Below are 17,577 nucleotides of genomic sequence, written 5' to 3' on the forward strand. Positions count from 1 at the left end.
TCTCCTCCAGCTTTTTTGTGGGCAGCCGTCCCCGGGGCTGCTGCAGATGTTGTCTTTCAAGGGTCATAATCGATAGTGTCGCAGGTTCGAGCACGCAACAAAAAACGGTCCCGTGACCCAGTACGAACGATTCTCCACCGAAGCATTGAACGCGGCCGAGCTTGCCACTGAGGAAAGCCGTGCCTCGGCAACGCCGATGATGGAGCAGTTCATCGAGATCAAGGCGAACAACCCCGGTTCGCTGCTCTTCTACCGGATGGGCGATTTCTACGAGCTGTTTTTCCAGGACGCGGTGGATGCGTCGCGCGCGCTCGGCATCACGCTTACCAAGCGCGGCCAGCATATGGGCCAGGACATCCCCATGTGCGGCGTGCCCGTCCATGCGGCCGATGACTATCTGCAGAAGCTGATCGCGCTCGGTTTCCGCGTCGCCGTCTGCGAGCAGGTAGAAGACCCCGCCGAGGCAAAGAAGCGCGGCTCGAAATCGGTCGTAAAGCGCGACGTGGTGCGGCTCGTCACACCCGGCACGATCACCGAGGAGAAGCTCCTCGTCGCGTCCGAGTCCAACTACCTGATGGCGCTTGCGCGCATCCGCGGCTCGTCGGAAGCCCAGATGGCGCTTGCCTGGATCGACATCTCCACTGGTGTCTTCCGTCTGGCGGAAACCGACCAGTCGCGCCTGCTCGCGGATATCCTGCGCATCGATCCGCGGGAGCTCATCCTGCCGGATACCATGTTCCATGATCCGGAACTGAAGCCGGTCTTCGACGTGCTCGGCAAGGTGGCGGTGCCGCAGCCGGCTGTTCTTTTCGACAGCGCGAGCGCCGAAGGTCGCATCGCCCGTTATTTCGGCGTCGGCACGCTGGATGGCTTCGGCACCTTTTCCCGCTCCGAGCTTGCAGCGGCAGCCGCGGCCGTTGCCTATGTCGAGAAAACCCAGATCGCCGAACGCCCGCCGCTCGGCCGGCCCGAGCGCGAAAGCGGCGCATCGACGCTCTTCATCGACCCAGCGACGCGCGGCAACCTCGAACTGACGTGGACACTCTCGGGAGATCGCGAAGGAACGTTGCTGAAGGCAATCGACCGCACGGTGACCGGCGGCGGCGCCCGCCTGCTGGCCGAGCGGCTGATGTCGCCGCTGACCGACCCCGACCGCATCAACCGGCGGCTCGACTCCATCTCCTTCCTGCTCGATGAGCCGGGCCTGTGTTCCGAGCTTCGTTCATCGCTGAAGCACGTGCCCGACATGCCGCGCGCCCTTTCGCGCCTCGCGCTTGATCGCGGCGGACCACGTGATCTGGGCGCCATTCTGGCGGGTCTTGAAGCTGCGCGCGGTGTCGCCGCCTTCCTCGACAAGGCAATGCTGCCGGAGGAGTTGAGCGAGGCGCTGGCAGACCTGAAAGCGCTGCCGGCGCAGCTCGAAACCATGCTGGGCGGCATGCTTGCCCAGGACCTGCCCCTGCTGAAGCGCGACGGCGGCTTCCTTGCCGAGGGTGCCAATGCCGAACTGGATGAGGTGAGAGCCCTCCGTGATCAGTCGCGCAAGGTGATCGCCGGCCTGCAACTGCAATATGCCGAAGAGACCGGCATCAAGTCGCTGAAGATCAAGCACAACAATGTGCTCGGTTACTTCATTGAGGTAACGGCCGGAAACGCCGGCGCCATGACCGACACGCCGGAGGGAAGGGCGCGCTTCATCCACCGCCAGACCATGGCAAGCGCCATGCGCTTCACCACGACTGAGCTTGCGGATCTCGAAACCCGGATCGCCAATGCCGCGGACAAGGCGCTGACCATCGAGCTTGAAGCCTTCGATGCCATGGTGAAGGCGGTAACCGACGAGGCGGAAGCCATCAAGGCCGGCGCTCGGGCGCTTTCCGTCGTGGATGTCGCGGCGGGTCTCGCCATGCTGGCGGAAGAGTGGGATTACCGCCGCCCGCTCGTCGACAACAGCCGCATGTTCCACATCGAAGGCGGCCGCCACCCGGTGGTGGAGCAGGCGCTGCGCAAGCAGTCTGCCGGGCCGTTCATCGCCAATGATTGCGATCTGTCTCCCCACGATGGTCCGCAGTCGCGCGAAGGCTATGGTGCGCTGTGGCTGCTGACGGGTCCCAACATGGGTGGTAAATCCACCTTCCTGCGTCAGAATGCGCTGATCGCCATTCTCGCCCAGATGGGATCCTTCGTGCCGGCGGCGGCCGCACATATCGGCATCGTCGACCGCCTTTTCTCGCGCGTCGGCGCCTCCGACGATCTCGCGCGCGGTCGCTCCACCTTCATGGTGGAGATGGTCGAGACCGCCGCCATCCTCAACCAGGCGACCGACCGCTCGCTCGTCATCCTGGATGAAATCGGTCGTGGCACGGCGACTTTCGACGGCCTTTCGATTGCTTGGGCGGCGGTTGAGCACCTGCATGAGGCAAACCGCTGCCGCGGCCTGTTTGCCACCCATTTCCACGAGCTGACGGTGCTTTCCGAAAAGCTTGACCGGCTGTCCAATGCCACGATGAAGGTCAAGGAATGGGATGGCGAAGTGATCTTCCTGCACGAGGTTGGCCCTGGCGCCGCCGACCGTTCCTATGGCATCCAGGTCGCACGTCTTGCAGGCCTGCCGGACAGCGTGGTCGCCCGCGCCCGGGACGTTCTGACAAAGCTTGAGGATTCCGACCGCAAGAACCCGGCCAGCCAGCTGATTGATGATCTTCCGCTCTTCCAGGTGGCGGTGCGCAAGGAAGAAGCCAAGCGTGCCGGACCTTCGAAGGTGGAAGAGGCACTCAGCGCCATCAACCCGGACGACATGACTCCTCGCGAGGCACTCGACGCGCTGTATGCGTTGAAGAAGCAGTTGGGCTGACCGGCGCCGTTGTCTTTAATGACACGTTTCTGCCAGGTTGACAGGCAACGACTTCGAAACGTCGCGTGCTTATAAACGTTGTCCGGAATGCCGCGAGACTTTATGAGGCATGCCGGGGCAGCGGCAGGACACCATGGCCAAAAACGAAATCGACTTCTCTGAACTTCTCGATCTTGCTCGTCTTCGCATAGATTGCGAGGCGATCGTCAAGGATGGCGCGCTCAGGCAGTTGGAGGCGCGCGGCGCGCTCCTGCCGGTGTTGCGCAAGGCAAGCGTCGAGGGGCGCAAGAAGGCGCGCGAGCTTCTCGCCAAGGATGGCAGCGGGCTTGCCTGTGCACGTCGCATTTCCTGGCTACAAGACCAGATTATCACCGTGCTCCACGATATTGTCGTCGCGGGCTTTCATCCCGAGGGCAAGGATATCGCGGTTGCAGCCGTCGGCGGTTATGGCCGCGGCACGCTGGCGCCAGGATCCGATATCGACCTGCTGTTTCTTTTGCCGGAAAAGAACTCGGATGCCATGCGCAAAGCGGTCGAGTTCCTGCTTTATGTCCTGTGGGACCTCGGCTTCAAGGTTGGTCACGCCACCCGTACGGTGGAAGAGTGCATCGGCCTCTCCAAGGGGGACATGACGATCCGCACGGCGATCCTCGAAAGCCGCTATATCTGCGGCAGCGCGCCGCTGGTGACAGATCTCGAGACCCGCTTCGACAAGGAGATCGTCGCCGATACCGGCCCGGAATTCATCGCTGCCAAGCTTGCCGAACGCGACGCGCGCCACCAGAAGGCGGGCGATACGCGTTATCTCGTCGAGCCGAATGTCAAGGAAGGCAAGGGCGGCCTGCGCGACCTTCATACCCTGTTCTGGATCGCCAAATATTATTACCGCGTCCGCGACCCGGCCGAGCTTGTAAAATTCGGCGTCCTGTCGCGCGAGGAAACGCGGCTGTTTGAGAAGGCCGACGACTTCCTCTGGGCGGTGCGTTGCCACATGCATTTCCTCACCGGCAAGGCGGAGGAGCGGCTGTCCTTCGATATCCAGCGGGAGATCGCCGAAAGCCTGGGTTACCAGTCGCGCCCGGGTCTCTCGGCCGTCGAACGCTTCATGAAGCATTACTTCCTGGTGTCGAAAAATGTTGGCGACCTGACCCGCATCCTGTGTGCCGCTCTCGAAGAACAGCAGGCGAAGGCAGCGCCCGGTCTCACCCGCCGCGTCATTTCCCGTTTTACCAAGCGGCTTCACAAGATCCCCGGCACGCTGGACTTCGTCGAAGACCGCGGACGCATCAACCTTGCTGATCCCGATGTCTTCAAGCGCGACCCGATCAACATCATCCGCTTTTTCCATGTGGCTGATATCAACGGGCTGGAACTGCACCCGGATGCCCTGAAGCGCATGACGCGGTCGCTGTCGCTGATCGATCAGACCGTGCGCGAGAACGACGAAGCCAACCGGCTCTTCATCTCCATGCTCACCTCGCGTCGGGATCCGGCGCTGATGCTGCGGCGAATGAACGAGGCGGGCGTGCTCGGCCGCTTCATTCCCGAGTTCGGCAAGGTCGTGGCGATGATGCAGTTCAACATGTATCACCACTACACTGTCGACGAGCATCTGATCCGCTCCGTCGAAGCGCTGTCGGAAGTCGACCAGGGCAGGTCGGCCGAGATCCATCCGCTTTCCAATACGCTGATGCCCGGCATCGAGGAGCGCACGGTGCTTTACGTGGCGGTGCTTCTGCATGACGTTGCGAAGGGCCGCCAGGAAGACCACTCGATTGCCGGTGCGCGCATCGCCCGCAAGCTTTGCCCGAGGCTCGGCCTTAACCCGAAGCAGACCGAACTAGTCGTCTGGCTGATCGAGCAGCACCTTTTGATGTCGATGACGGCGCAGACCCGCGACCTACACGACCGCAAGACTATCACCGACTTCGCCGAGAAGGTGCAGTCGATGGACCGGCTGAAGCTGCTTCTCGTGCTGACCATCTGCGATATCCGTGCGGTCGGGCCGGGTGTCTGGAACGGCTGGAAGGGCCAGTTGCTTCGCACTCTGTATTACGAAACCGAGCTGCTGCTTTCCGGCGGTTTTTCGGAAGTGTCGCGCAAGGAGCGCGCCAAGCTGGCTGAGGAAGAGCTGTTCCAGGCGCTTGGCGACTGGAGCCAGAAGGATCGGCGCACCTACTCCAAGCTCCACTACCAGCCATATCTCCTGTCGGTCTCGCTGGAGGACCAGGTTCGCCACGCGACCTTCATCCGCGACACGGACAAGGCAGGCCAGGCGCTTGCCACCATGGTGCGCACCGATAACTTCCACGCCATCACCGAAATCACGGTGCTGGCGCCGGACCATCCGCGCCTCCTGTCGATCATCGCCGGCGCCTGCGCTGCGGCCGGCGCCAACATTGCTGACGCGCAGATCTTCACCACGTCGGACGGGCGTGCGCTGGATACGATCCTCATCAACCGCGAATTTCCGGTGGACGAGGACGAACTGCGGCGTGCCGGCACGATCAGCCGCATGATCGAGGATGTGCTGTCAGGCAAGAAGCGCCTGCCGGAGGTGATCGCCACGCGGGCCAAGTCCCGCAAACGTAACAAGACCTTCGTGCTGCCGCCTTCGGTCACGCTGTCGAACACGCTGTCGAACAAGTTCACGGTGATCGAGGTGGAATGCCTCGACCGCACCGGTCTGCTTGCGGATATCACGGCGGTGCTGGCGGACCTGTCGCTTGATATCCACTCCGCCCACATCACCACCTTTGGCGAAAAGGTTATCGACACCTTCTACGTGACGGATCTCGTCGGCCAGAAGGTCGTCAATGAAAATCGGCAGGCGAACATTTCTGCGCGGCTGAAGGCCGTCATGGCCGAGCAGGAGGACGAGTTGAGAAGCGGCATGCCGTCCGGCATCATCGCGCCTGCGCCAACACCCACACCTTCGCGCAAGACGAAGGCCAGCGCGTGAGCTGCCGCCCATGAGCCTCGTCAAGAAATTCGCTACCGTCGGCGGCGCGACGCTCGGCAGCCGCATCTTCGGTTTTGCCCGTGAAACCTTCATGGCCGCGGCACTCGGCACCGGCCCGATGGCCGACGTGTTCTACGCGGCCTTCCGTTTTCCCAACCTCTTTCGCCGGCTGTTTGCCGAGGGTGCATTCAATGCTGCCTTCGTTCCGCTGTTTTCGAAGGAGATCGAGGCCAACGGGGTGGAGGGCGCCAAGCGCTTTTCCGAAGAGGTGTTCGGGGTCCTGTTCTCGGCGCTGCTGATCATCACCATTGCCATGGAACTGATGATGCCGTGGCTGGTGCAATGGATCATAGCGCCCGGATTTGCCGATGACGCGGAGAAGACCTCGCTCACCATCCGCATGGCGGCGGTGATGTTCCCTTACCTCATGTGCATGTCGCTGACAGCGATGATGAGCGGCATGCTGAATTCGCTGCATCATTTCTTCGCCGCAGCCATCGCGCCAGTATTCCTCAACGTGGTGATGATCGCGGCGCTGTTTTACGGCATGTGGATTGGCGCAGGTCCGGAACTCATCGCCTGGTACCTGTCCTGGAGCGTGCTGGTCGCGGGCGTGCTGCAGCTTTCCGTGGTTTATGTCGGCGTGCGGCACGCCGGCATCAATATCGGGTTTCGCCGCCCGCGCATGACGCCGAACGTCAAGCGCCTTCTATGGCTTGCAGTACCGGCTGCCATCACCGGCGGCATCACGCAGATCAACCAGATCATCGGCCAGGCGATCGCATCCGGAAAGGAAGGCGCGATCGCCGCGCTTCAATATGCAGACCGCATCTACCAGTTGCCGCTCGGCGTCGTGGGTGTCGCAGTGGGTGTCGTGCTTCTTCCGGAACTGTCGCGGGCCCTGAAAGGCGGGCATCTAAAGGAAGCGGCCAACACGCAGAACCGTTCGATCGAGTTCGTGCTGTTTCTGACGCTACCGGCTGCGGCCGGCCTCTGGATGCTCTCCGACGCGATTATCCGCGTGCTTTACGAGCGGGGCGCGTTCTCGGCTGAAAATACCGCTGTCGTTGCATCGATCCTGGCGATCTATGGCATCGGCCTGCCCGGTTTCGTGCTTATCAAGGCGCTGCAGCCCGGCTTTTACGCGCGCGAGGACACCCGCACGCCGATGCGATTCACGATGATCTCCGTGGTCATCAACTCGGGCCTGGCGATCACACTCTTCCCGCTCATTGCCGAGCGTGGCATTGCCACGGCGGAAGCAACGGCCGGCTGGACAAACGTGCTGCTGCTGTTTGGCACGCTCGTCTGGCGCGGCCATCTGCAGTGGGAATGGGCGCTGGCGCGTCGAACGGCGCTGCTAGTTGTTTCAACCGCGGTCATGGCCGGCGCGCTTTATTACGCGCTGCCATATGCAATGCCGTGGCTCTTACCCGGCGCGCATCTGCTCCAACAGGTGCTCGCTCTCTCTTGCCTGCTGGCGCTGGCCATGATCGTCTATTTCGCGACCGCGTTCGCCATTGGTGGCGCCGATCTCGGCATGATCCGCCGCAACCTGAAGCGCAGGCGCAAGCCGGCTGCACCGCCGACCGAGTAACAGCCTTCGCGTCTCAGGACTTGCCGCGGCGCTTGTACTTCGCCGACTTGACGCGACCTTTGCCGCAATGTGCCCAGGTGCGCTTCGGGCCGATGTCGACATGCACGATGCCGTTGCAGTAACGGCCGATGCCGCCGATGCCCGGCGCATTTGCCGCCGCAGCCAAGATAGTCTTTTCCGAAACACCCGGAACGCGGATGTCCGCGGCATAACAGCTGCTGTGCTGCGAGGTGCCGGAGCGTGGTCGGTGGCCTGAGGTCACAACCGGCTTCTTGCCTGTCCTCTTGGCAATATGCGCAAGAATAGCCCCAAGCTTTTCGGGGAAGCAGGCGGTTTTTACACTGACGCGTTGGACGGTATAATAGGCTGAATATTTATGCTTGAACGACGTGCCGCGGCGTTTTTGGTCATCTGCAGCGGCTGCGTGCAGGGCGGAGCTTACTGTCAAAAGGCAAGCAAGCGCGACGCGATAAAAATTGCGCATGGTATCCCCCGAGAATGAACCTGCCGTCATGGCAGGCTGTCTAGGCTCTGGTCTGGGTATTTCTTTCCTAAAAGAGGCGCGAATAAGGAGACTTTTGCTCAAAAGCGAGGAATGCAGGTGCCTTAATGGCTAACGGACGTTAACATATTAGCTTTGGCTGGGGAATGGTTTTGCGCGAAAGTATTGGAATCAAATACTTGCGTCCGATTCACGTTATTGAATCGTTAGACTCTGGTGCTGCCGGATATTCTTTGCGTGCTTCCGCGCAAAGGCCCTTCTGGCCGTGATCGCGGACCCAAAGATCATGTGGCTTGATTGATTGCGGGACCTTGATTGCATCCCGTAGCGAGTGCATAAGCGCGCCCGTAGCTACATGGCCCGCGGGGCGCAGTTTCCGGAGACTTTCACACCTGCCGGAGCAGCGCATGCCTCAAGGCCTGAGGCCTTCCACCAGCCTGTTCGAGGACGATATGAATTCCTTCAAGCCGCTTGTTTTTTCGGGCGTACAGCCCACCGGCAACCTTCATCTTGGCAACTATCTCGGCGCGATCCGCAACTTCGTCGCACTCCAGGAAAACAACGACTGCATCTATTGCGTCGTAGACCTGCACGCCATCACCGCCCAACTCGTGCATGATGACCTGCGCAACCAGATCCGCTCGATCGCTGCCGCCTTCATAGCTTCGGGCATCGACCCGAAGAAGCATATCGTCTTCAACCAGTCGGCCGTGCCGCAGCATGCCGAGCTTGCCTGGGTGTTCAATTGCGTCGCCCGCATCGGCTGGATGAACCGCATGACGCAGTTCAAGGACAAGGCCGGCAAGGACCGTGAAAACGCTTCGCTGGGCCTGCTCGCCTATCCTAGCCTGATGGCTGCCGACATCCTCGTGTACCGCGCGACCCATGTGCCCGTCGGTGACGACCAGAAGCAGCATCTAGAGCTCGCCCGCGACATCGCCCAGAAGTTCAATATCGACTTCCAGGATAAGATCCGCGCCACCGGCACCGGCGTCGACATGGTCGTCGGCGAAGAACCGATCCATGGCTACTTCCCGCTCGTCGAGCCGCTGATCGAGGGGCCGGCGCCGCGTGTCATGTCCCTGCGTGACGGCACGAAAAAGATGTCCAAGTCAGATCCGTCGGACCTGTCGCGCATCAACCTGATGGACGACCAGGACGAAATTCTGAAGAAGATCCGCAAGGCCAAGACCGATCCGGAAGGCCTGCCGAGCGAAGTCGAAGGCCTGAAAGGTCGCCCCGAAGCCGAAAACCTCGTCGGCATCTACGCTGCCCTGGCCGACAAGAGCAAGGCTGACGTCCTTGCAGAGTTTGGCGGCCAGCAGTTCTCGGTCTTCAAGCCGGCGCTCGCCGATCTCGCCGTCCATGTGCTCTCTCCGATCACGGCCGAGATGCGCCGCCTGATGGATGACACCACCCATATCGACGCGATCCTGAAGGACGGTGGTGAACGCGCCCGTGCCCGCGCCGAAAAGGTAATGGGCGACGTCTTCGATATCATCGGCTTCCTGCGCTAAGGGAAAACCGGCCAGAAGTGGCAAAAAGAACAAAACCCGCTACGACGAGTGGCGGGTTTTCATTTTAGGAAGCAGGCATTAAGTTCGCAGCCCGACCGCGTCCGTCGGGATGATCAGAGGGGGCTGAATGGTTTCGAAGCGACTTTCGCGGCTTGAGGGCCACCGGCGCAAGTTCATGGCGATCATCGACGGCACGCCCGAATGCGAAATGGCCGTTCATTACGCCGGCCGCCGCGCGAAGAACTCCAATGGCGGGCTCGTCCTGCTGTTTGTCATTCCGGAAGGCGATTTCCAGCAATGGCTCGGCGTCGAACAGATCATGCGCGCCGAGGCGCAGGAAGAAGCCGAAGCGATCATGGCCAAGGCCGCCCAGCGCGTACGTGACACGATCGGGATTGACCCCGAGATCGTCATCCGCGAGGGCAACGCCACCGAGCAGATCAACCAACTGGTCGAGGAAGACCGCGACATCGCAATCCTGGTCCTGGCAGCGAGCTCGACCAAGGAAGGGCCGGGGCCGCTGGTTTCCGCGGTGGCCGGACGCGGCGCGACCTTCCCGATCCCTGTTACCGTGCTGCCTGACACGCTGACAGGAGAAGAAATTGACGCGCTGGCCTGAGCTAGGCTCCAGGTTGTTCTTGACCTTGGTGCCGCGCGAGCGCACTTGAACGATAAGCTGAGAAAGCTTATCTTCTTTTGAAGAATTCTAAATTGGGGCGATTTCGTCCCGGGAGCAACGAGATGTTCATTCAGACGGAAACCACGCCCAATCCGGCGACCCTCAAGTTCCTGCCGGGCAAGGTGGTGATGGAGCGCGGCACCGCGGATTTCCGCAATGCCGAGGAGGCTGAAGCGTCTCCGCTCGCCTCGCGCCTGTTTGCGGTCAGCGGCGTCACCGGCGTTTATTTCGGTTACGACTTCATCACGGTCACCAAGGACAATGCCGAGTGGCAGCACCTGAAGCCGGCGATCCTCGGTTCGATCATGGAGCATTTCATGTCCGGCCAGCCGGTCATGGGCGGCACCTCGACGCTTGCCGAAGATCTTGATGTTGATGGTGAGTTCTTCAACGAAGACGACGTGACCGTGGTCGCGACCATCAAGGAACTGTTGGAAACCCGCGTGCGTCCGGCGGTTGCCCAGGATGGCGGCGATATCACCTTCAAGGGCTTCCGCGACGGCACGGTTTACCTCAACATGAAGGGCGCATGCTCCGGTTGCCCGTCGTCGACGGCGACGCTGAAGCACGGTGTCCAGAACCTCCTGAAGCATTTCGTTCCGGAAGTGCAGGCCGTCGAAGCCCTCTGAGGCTCGGGGCCCGCTCGCTTCATGATCGTCCTCGCTATCGATACTGCCGGTGTGGATTGCTCAGCGGCGCTCTATGACAGCGCCGGCGGGCAAGTCCTGTCGGTTGTCACAGACGCGATCGGCAAGGGGCACGCTGAGCGGCTGATGGCCGTGATCGACGAGGCGCTTGAAGAAGCCGGTCTTGCTCTCCAATCTGTCGGGCGGGTGGCCGTCGTCATCGGGCCTGGCTCCTTTACGGGCATCCGGGTTGGCGTTGCTGCCGCACGCGGGCTTGCTCTGGTGCTCGGCGTGGACTGCGTCGGCGTTACGACGTTGGAGACGCTGGCCCAACGCTATCTCGTAGACCATCCCGACAAGCCCGTCCTGGCGGCAATGGATGCCAAGCGCAACGAGGTCTACACCCAGGCATTCTCGAGCGCTGGCGAGCCGCTGACGGAGCCCGCCGCTCTGTCGCCAGACGAAGTATCCGCGCTCGCCGAGGAACTCGGTGCAGCATTGACGGGCTCCTGGGCAACGTCGCCTGAAGAGAGGCTGCGGGACGCTTTCGAAGGGCGCGACAGGTTCGACATTCGCACCGTCGCACGTCTCGGCGCGCAAAAACCGGTGGATGGACAGCGGCCGAAGCCGTTGTATCTTCGTGGTCCCGATGCGAAGCCGCAGACCGGATTCGCGCTTGCCCGCGCCTGACGACGATGTTTGACGACTACCTCAGTTGGAAGCCTTTTTTCGAAGTCGTGCCGATGGAGTTGGCCGACTGCGCGGATATCTCGGAATTGCACGGCCAGCGTTTCCCGCGCCAGTGGAGCGATGAGGAGTTCCAGGGCCTCCTTACGCAGGAAGGCGTCTTCGGCTTCGTCGCACGGCAGACCAATGCCTTTTTCTCCAGGCCGCTCGGCGGCTTCGTGTTGTCGCGCGAGGCGGCAGGCGAGGCGGAGATCCTGACGATTGCGGTGAGCGAGAAGTTCGGGCGACAGGGGCTCGGTTGGCGGTTGATGCAGGCGGCGTTGCGCGAAGCAGGCGCGCGCGGCGGCGAGAGCATGTTCCTAGAGGTCGAGGCGCAGAACCGGCCGGCAGTGGATCTCTACACCAAGTTGGGATTCCAGAAGGTCGCAGAACGCCCGGCATATTATGCAGGCCCGAATGGCAAGAAGACGTCCGCGCTTGTCATGCGCCGCGTTCTTCGTTAGTCCCATTCCTTATACGTGATATTCGAGGCCGATACGACATGACAGAGCTTTCCAAAACCCTGGAGGAGCTGTGTGCCGAAAAAGGCATGCGAATGACCGACCAGCGCCGGGTGATCGCGCGCATTCTCCAGGATTCTGACGATCATCCGGATGTCGAAGAGCTCTATCGCCGCTCCTCCAGGGTTGATCCTCGTATTTCGATCTCGACGGTTTATCGCACGGTGAAGCTTTTCGAGGACGAAGGCATCATCGAGAAGCACGATTTCCGCGACGGCCGTTCCCGTTACGAAACCGTGCCGGAAGAGCATCACGACCACATGATCGATGTCAGCTCCGGCAACGTAGTCGAGTTTCGCTCGGCCGAAATCGAGGCCCTGCAGGAGCGGATCGCGCGCGAGCATGGCTTCCGCCTCGTCGGTCACAGGTTGGAGCTTTACGGCATCCCGCTTGACAAGGACGATGTCGAAGGCAAGGACGCCAAGACTTCGAAGGATGATCAGTGATCACCTGGATCAGGATTGCGCTGATCGTTGTCCTGCTGCTGGTCGTCACACTGGTTCTTCTGCCGTTCCAGTTGATCGGCCTTGCCTTTGACCTGAAGATCCGCCGCTACATCCCGCGTTATTGGCACAAGGCCGCCTGCTTCCTGCTTGGCATCCGCATCCGTGTTTATGGCGAGCTTGACCGGCGCCGGCCGTTGATGCTCGCCTCCAACCACGTTTCCTGGAAGGACATCCTTGTTCTCGGCGCCGTTGCCGATGTTGTCTATATCGCCAAGGCGGAGGTTGCGAACTGGCCGATCTTCGGCACGCTGGCCAAGCTGCAGAAGAGCATCTTCGTGGTGCGCGAGCAGAAGCGCAAGGCGGGCGAACAGGTCAACGAGATCGCCGAGCGAATGAAGGCCGGCGAAATTGTCGTACTGTTCCCGGAAGGGACGACATCGGACGGTAACCGGCTCCTGGAAATCAAGTCGTCGCTGTTCGGCGCGGCTGCCGCAGCCGTCCCGCATACGCCCAATGGTGTCGTGCATGTCCAGCCGGTAGCGCTTGCCTATACCCGCGTGCATGGCATGGCCATGGGCCGTTACCACCGGCCGATCGCAGCCTGGCCGGGCGATATCGAGCTTGTGCCGCATCTCATGGGCGTGCTCAAGGAGGGCGCGCTCGATGTCGACGTGGCCTTCGGCGAGGCCGTCGAATTCCGCACCGGCGACAACCGCAAGCAGCTCAGCCTCACGGTCACGATGCGCATTCGCCGCATGCTGATCGATCACCTGCGGGGTCGCAGCTACGAGGCGCTTTAGGAAAAGCTTCATTTCCGGGACATCTTGGAGTATGCAGGCCGCCATGAACGAACACGTCTCGCTTCCCATCCCGGCCGAAGAGGCTACCCAGCGTCCCAACAGCCGCAAGGTCTTCATCAAGACCTATGGTTGCCAGATGAACGTCTATGACTCCGTTCGCATGGGCGATGCGCTGGCGAGCGAGGGTTATGTGACGACGGAAGAGATGGCGGAAGCCGATCTCGTGCTCCTCAACACCTGCCATATCCGCGAAAAGGCTGCCGACAAGGTTTATTCGGCGCTTGGACGCCTGCGCGAGATGAAGAAGACGCGTGCTGCCGAAGGCCGCGAGTTCATGATCGGGGTGACCGGCTGCGTGGCGCAGGCCGAGGGTGAGGAAATCGTCCGCCGCGAGCCGGCCGTCGACGTCGTCATCGGGCCGCAGACCTACCACCGCTTGCCGCAGGCGCTGAAATCAGCGCGGACCGGGCGGCGGGTTGTCGATACCGAATATGCGGTCGAGGACAAGTTCGAGCACCTGCCGAAGCCGGAGAAGGCTACGACTCGCGCCCGCGGTGTCACCTCGTTCCTGACGGTGCAGGAAGGTTGCGACAAGTTCTGCACCTTCTGCGTCGTGCCCTACACGCGTGGCTCGGAAGTATCCCGGCCGCTCGCCCAGATCCTCGATGAGGCGCATCGCCTGGTGGATGCTGGCGTGCGCGAGATCACCCTGCTCGGGCAGAACGTCAATGCCTGGCGCTCTGAGGGGCCGGATGGCCGCGAATGGAGCCTCGGCGACCTTCTTTACCGGCTTGCCGACGTGCCGGGTCTGGCGCGCCTGCGCTACACCACCAGCCACCCGCGCGATATGGACGACAAGTTGATCGAGGCGCATCGCGACCTGCGATCCCTGATGCCGTATCTCCACCTGCCGGTGCAGGCAGGCTCTGACCGGATCCTGAAGGCCATGAACCGGCGCCACACGGCGGCCGAGTATCTGCGCCTGATCGAGCGGATCCGCACGGCCCGGCCAGACATCGCCATGTCGGGTGATTTCATCGTCGGTTTTCCGGGGGAGACCGATGCAGACTTCGAAGACACGCTTCGCCTGGTCGAGGAAGTGGGCTACGCCTCGGCCTACTCCTTTAAGTATTCGACCCGCCCAGGCACGCCCGGCGCTGAACTGGGTGATCAGGTGCCCGAGGACGTAAAGTCGGAGCGGCTGGAAAGATTGCAGGCGCTGCTCTTGAAACAGCAGGCCGACTTCGCCAAATCTTGCGTTGGAAAAGTCATCGACCTGCTGTTGGAAAAGCCGGGTCGCATGCCGGGGCAGGTCATTGGTCGGTCGCCGTGGCTGCAGTCGGTCAATGTTGATGCGAAAACATCGCAAATCGGTGACATTATCCCGGTACGAATCATTGGAACCGGCCCAAACAGCTTGTTTGCCGAACCGGCAGAGCGTTTAATGAGGGCCTGAACTGCAGTTGGGAGCTTGCCTACTTGAACGGACGTGAATCGGTTTCTTCATCCGCGCGCCAACCGCGATCCGCTGCGACCGATGCCAATCACTTCGTTCTGACGTTCGAGAACAACAGGTTTGCAAGCGAACTCTTTGGCCAATTCGACCAGAATCTGAAGCTCATCGAGGAACGGCTGCACATCGATGCCCGTCCGCGTGGGAACTCCGTCGCAATCTCCGGTGATGTCACGGCCACCAACCAGGCGCGTCGTGCGCTCGATTTTCTCTATGAAAGGCTCCAGAAGGGCGGCTCTGTCGAGGCGTCGGATGTCGAGGGCGCCATCCGCATGGCCCAGGCGGCAGATGACCAGCTTCAATTGCCCACCCTGGAGAAGAAGGCAAAGCTCACGATGAGCCAGATCTCGACGAAGAAGAAGACGATCGTCGCCCGCACGCCGACGCAGGACGCCTATATGCGCGCGCTGGAGCGGGCCGAACTCGTTTTCGGTGTCGGCCCAGCCGGAACGGGCAAGACCTATCTCGCCTGCGCCCATGCAGCAGCTCTCTTGGAACGCGGCGCGGTAGACCGGATCATCCTGTCCCGCCCCGCCGTGGAAGCCGGTGAGCGTCTGGGCTTCCTGCCCGGCGACATGAAGGAGAAGGTCGACCCTTATCTCCGGCCGCTCTACGACGCACTTTACGACATGATGCCGGCCGACAAGGTCGATCGCGCCATCACCGCCGGCGTGATCGAGATTGCACCGCTTGCGTTCATGCGTGGCCGCACGCTGTCGAACGCCGCCGTCGTTCTCGACGAGGCGCAGAACACCACCTCGATGCAGATGAAGATGTTTCTGACGCGTCTTGGCGAAAACGCCCGCATGATCGTCACCGGCGACCCCAGCCAGGTGGACCTGCCGCGCGGCGTCAAGTCGGGTCTTGTGGAAGCGCTGCAGATCCTGAAGGGCGTCGAGGGCATCTCGGTTATACAGTTCAAGGATGTCGACGTCGTGCGCCATCCGTTGGTCGGCCGTATCGTGCGCGCCTATGACACGCAATATGCGGTTCATGAGGAAAGCGAGGACGACCGCTAAAGGCGGTCGGCCGTTATCATGCCGGACCTTGATATCCAGATCAGCGTCGAAGACGAAGGCTGGGCGGATGAAGCCCGCCTCACCGAACTTGCGACTAAAGTTCTTGCTGCTGCCGCCGAGTATCTCGCCGCCGAGGAGGGCCAACCGTTCCCGAAGATGGCGCCCGAACTTTCGCTGGTCTTCACCAACGACGAAGCGATCCGCGAAATCAATGCGGAATGGCGCGGCAAGGACAAGCCGACCAACGTGTTGTCATTCCCGGCGTTCCCGCTCGAGCCAGGTGGCAACCCAGGCCCGATGCTGGGTGATATCGTCGTTGCGCGGGAGACCGTTGAGCGCGAAGCGGTTGATCTTGAGAAGCCTTTTGACGAACATCTGACCCATCTTCTCGTCCATGGTTTCCTGCATTTGTTCGGTTATGACCACATGGAAACCGACGAAGCGGAAGAAATGGAAGCGCTCGAGACTCGTATTTTGGCGAAGCTCGGCCTATCTGACCCCTATGCAGGGCAAGACCCGATAGTGTAAGATGGTTTCATGAACGATATGTCGAGCAGTGTTGCCCGCGAGGGCAAAGATGGTTCGGACACCTCCTCGTCGGACGAGGGAAGTAGTCCTTTACGACCGGAACAAACCTCCAAATCCCACCATTCATTCTGGTCGCGCGCCTTGAGGTTGCTTCGGCCTTCGCAGGGTGAACAGCTTCGCGAAGACCTGGCGGATGCCTTGATGGCAGACACCAATGTCAGCAGCGCCTTCTCGCCTGAAGAACGCGCGATGCTGCACAACATCCTGCGCTTCCGCGAAATCCGCGTCGAAGACATCATGGTGCCGCGCGCCGATATCGAAGCCGTGGACATGAACATGACGATCGGCGAACTGCTGATCCATTTCGAGGAAACCGGACGTTCGCGCATGCCGGTCTACAGCGATACGCTGGATGACCCGCGTGGCATGGTGCATATCCGCGACCTGCTGTCCTACCTTGCCAAGCAGGCCCGCAACAAACGGCGCACCGGCGCACGCGCTGCGACGTCGCGCGCTTCTGCCGCCCAGCCGATGCCGCTTGCCAACGAGAAGACCGAGAAGTCCGAAAAGGTGGTTCGCATGCCGCGGCCGGCATTCGACCTTGGCCGCGTTGATCTTGAGCAGACGGTTGAAGAGGCCGGCCTCATCCGCAAGATCCTGTTCGTTCCGCCGTCCATGCTGGCGTCCGACCTGATGCAGAGCATGCAGGCGGCGCGCACACAGCTTGCGCTGGTCATCGACGAATACGGTGGCACCGACGGCCTCGTGACCCATGAGGACATTGTCGAGATGGTGATCGGCGACGTCGAGGACGAGCACGACAATGATGAGGTGATGTTCTCGCGTACCAGCGACGACGTCTTCGTTGCTGACGCCCGTATTGAGCTGGAAGAGATTGCCAAGGCGATCGGCCCGGACTTCGACATCAGGGAGCGCCTCGAAGACGTCGATACGCTCGGCGGCCTGATCTTCTCCGAACTCGGCCGCATCCCGGTTCGTGGCGAAGTGGTGCAGGCCGTGCCCGGCTTTGAATTCCAGATCCTGGATGCCGATCCGCGTCGCATCAAGCGCGTCCGGATTATGCGCAAACGCGCCCTGGCCCGCCGCCGGGCAACGCGGGGTGAGGGCGACATGGCCATTACCGACCAGACGCCCCAGATCCTCCTGCCGCCACCCGGCCAGGATGCCGAGCGCCCCAACCACTAGCCGCCGCAAGGGCTGAAAATTCGCGCGTCGTTTGGACGCGCGACAACGCCGCTCATTTTTGGAAGACTGCCCCCGGTGATT

The 17,577-nt window shown here is 61.6% G+C and carries 15 protein-coding genes; 14 read left to right on the plus strand and 1 reads right to left on the minus strand.

Annotated elements, in window-relative coordinates; translation table 11 throughout:
• Positions 1-196 precede the first annotated feature (196 nt).
• From mutS to murJ, 3 genes are all read left to right on the plus strand, one after another.
• On the plus strand, positions 197-2,854 hold the full coding sequence (gene mutS, locus CYG48_RS00125; RefSeq protein WP_245450521.1) for a DNA mismatch repair protein MutS: 2,658 nt from the start codon (positions 197-199) through the stop codon (positions 2,852-2,854).
• Positions 2,855-2,987: 133 nt separating this feature from the next.
• The gene (locus CYG48_RS00130) at positions 2,988-5,816 is read left to right on the plus strand and encodes a [protein-PII] uridylyltransferase (RefSeq protein ID WP_245450360.1); all 2,829 of its coding nucleotides are present in this window, start codon (positions 2,988-2,990) and stop codon (positions 5,814-5,816) included.
• A gap of 10 nt (positions 5,817-5,826) precedes the next feature.
• On the plus strand, positions 5,827-7,413 hold the full coding sequence (gene murJ / locus CYG48_RS00135; protein ID WP_118848533.1) for a murein biosynthesis integral membrane protein MurJ: 1,587 nt from the start codon (positions 5,827-5,829) through the stop codon (positions 7,411-7,413).
• A 13-nt stretch (positions 7,414-7,426) separates the two neighbouring features.
• Here the strand turns inward: murJ and CYG48_RS00140 are convergent, their stop codons facing one another.
• Complete coding sequence (locus CYG48_RS00140) at positions 7,427-7,897, minus strand: YcbK family protein (RefSeq protein ID WP_118851394.1); 471 nt, start codon at positions 7,895-7,897, stop codon at positions 7,427-7,429.
• Between the two features lie 470 nt (positions 7,898-8,367).
• Here CYG48_RS00140 and trpS point away from each other — a divergent pair, with 470 nt between their 5' ends.
• The 11 genes from trpS to CYG48_RS00195 all read left to right on the plus strand — a co-directional run bounded on the left by trpS (position 8,368) and on the right by CYG48_RS00195 (position 17,496).
• A complete protein-coding gene (gene trpS, locus CYG48_RS00145; protein ID WP_118851395.1) occupies positions 8,368-9,432 on the plus strand; it encodes a tryptophan--tRNA ligase in 1,065 nt (354 codons plus the stop codon).
• Positions 9,433-9,559: 127 nt separating this feature from the next.
• Positions 9,560-10,051: a universal stress protein gene (locus tag CYG48_RS00150; RefSeq protein ID WP_118848534.1), complete on the plus strand. Its 492-nt coding sequence runs from the start codon at positions 9,560-9,562 to the stop codon at positions 10,049-10,051.
• 122 nt (positions 10,052-10,173) lie between these two features.
• Positions 10,174-10,740, plus strand: coding sequence for a NifU family protein (locus CYG48_RS00155; RefSeq protein WP_118848535.1), 567 nt, complete (start codon positions 10,174-10,176; stop codon positions 10,738-10,740).
• A 21-nt stretch (positions 10,741-10,761) separates the two neighbouring features.
• Positions 10,762-11,427 carry a tRNA (adenosine(37)-N6)-threonylcarbamoyltransferase complex dimerization subunit type 1 TsaB gene (gene tsaB / locus CYG48_RS00160; protein ID WP_118848536.1) on the plus strand — a complete coding sequence of 222 codons (666 nt, stop codon included), beginning with the start codon at positions 10,762-10,764 and terminating at the stop codon, positions 11,425-11,427.
• A gap of 5 nt (positions 11,428-11,432) precedes the next feature.
• Complete coding sequence (locus tag CYG48_RS00165; protein WP_118848537.1) at positions 11,433-11,927, plus strand: GNAT family N-acetyltransferase; 495 nt, start codon at positions 11,433-11,435, stop codon at positions 11,925-11,927.
• Positions 11,928-11,965: 38 nt separating this feature from the next.
• Positions 11,966-12,430 (plus strand): Fur family transcriptional regulator, encoded by a 465-nt coding sequence (locus tag CYG48_RS00170; protein ID WP_118848538.1) that lies wholly within the window; start codon positions 11,966-11,968, stop codon positions 12,428-12,430.
• The gene (locus tag CYG48_RS00175) at positions 12,427-13,230 is read left to right on the plus strand and encodes a lysophospholipid acyltransferase family protein (RefSeq protein ID WP_118848539.1); all 804 of its coding nucleotides are present in this window, start codon (positions 12,427-12,429) and stop codon (positions 13,228-13,230) included. The genes CYG48_RS00170 and CYG48_RS00175 overlap by 4 nt, the downstream gene beginning before the upstream one ends.
• A 43-nt stretch (positions 13,231-13,273) precedes the next feature.
• Positions 13,274-14,686: a tRNA (N6-isopentenyl adenosine(37)-C2)-methylthiotransferase MiaB gene (gene miaB / locus CYG48_RS00180; protein ID WP_118851396.1), complete on the plus strand. Its 1,413-nt coding sequence runs from the start codon at positions 13,274-13,276 to the stop codon at positions 14,684-14,686.
• 23 nt (positions 14,687-14,709) lie between these two features.
• On the plus strand, positions 14,710-15,762 hold the full coding sequence (locus CYG48_RS00185; protein WP_118848540.1) for a PhoH family protein: 1,053 nt from the start codon (positions 14,710-14,712) through the stop codon (positions 15,760-15,762).
• Between the two features lie 18 nt (positions 15,763-15,780).
• Positions 15,781-16,290 (plus strand): rRNA maturation RNase YbeY, encoded by a 510-nt coding sequence (gene ybeY, locus CYG48_RS00190; RefSeq protein WP_118848541.1) that lies wholly within the window; start codon positions 15,781-15,783, stop codon positions 16,288-16,290.
• Positions 16,291-16,299: 9 nt separating this feature from the next.
• Complete coding sequence (locus tag CYG48_RS00195; RefSeq protein WP_118848542.1) at positions 16,300-17,496, plus strand: hemolysin family protein; 1,197 nt, start codon at positions 16,300-16,302, stop codon at positions 17,494-17,496.
• The last annotated feature ends 81 nt before the right edge of the window (positions 17,497-17,577 follow it).

The sequence above is a fragment of the Neorhizobium sp. SOG26 genome (assembly GCF_003491345.1).
In the GTDB taxonomy this organism is placed as follows: domain Bacteria; phylum Pseudomonadota; class Alphaproteobacteria; order Rhizobiales; family Rhizobiaceae; genus Neorhizobium; species Neorhizobium turbinariae.